Origin of the sequence: Streptomyces sp. DH37, from assembly GCF_029813835.1 — a bacterium.
In the GTDB taxonomy this organism is placed as follows: Bacteria; Actinomycetota; Actinomycetes; order Streptomycetales; family Streptomycetaceae; genus Streptomyces.
The window spans coordinates 1-405 of sequence record NZ_JARVKV010000226.1 but is presented as its reverse complement, the minus strand read 5'-3'; the positions used below and the strand labels follow the sequence as shown (position 1 = coordinate 405).

Below are 405 nucleotides of genomic sequence, written 5' to 3'. Positions count from 1 at the left end.
ATCCGTGGGGTTCCTTCCCGGCGATCATGCAAGAGGCACCTGGAAGATACGCGCCAACCAGATGCACGCTTGGCCCGAGTTGTACTTCCAGGACTACGGATGGGTTAGGTTCGAGCCGACCGCAGCGGTGGCACCAGCTCCCGCCTGGACCGACAAGGAAACCACTATTCCTTCCCCCTCCTCCACCCCATCGTCATCCCCGACTCCTTCGACACAGACCTCCACCTCATCGCCTGAGCCATCCCCGGCAGCTGCACATACTTCGACACCCACCAGCAGCCCCGCACCTATCAGTACCGCCGACCATGAAGGCTTCAATTGGGCACCTCTCAGTGCAGTCCTCGTCATTCTCGTCATACTCGCGCTGCCAATGCTCATTCGCATGCTCATCTCACGCCGCAGGAT

General features: G+C 60.2%; 1 protein-coding gene. It reads left to right on the top strand.

Annotation, left to right across the window (positions count from 1 at the left end; all coding sequences use genetic code 11):
• Nucleotides 1–4: 4 nt before the first annotated feature.
• Nucleotides 5–405 (top strand): transglutaminase domain-containing protein (locus tag QC029_RS31470; RefSeq protein ID WP_369281329.1); only part of this gene is annotated, 401 nt, incomplete at its 3' end.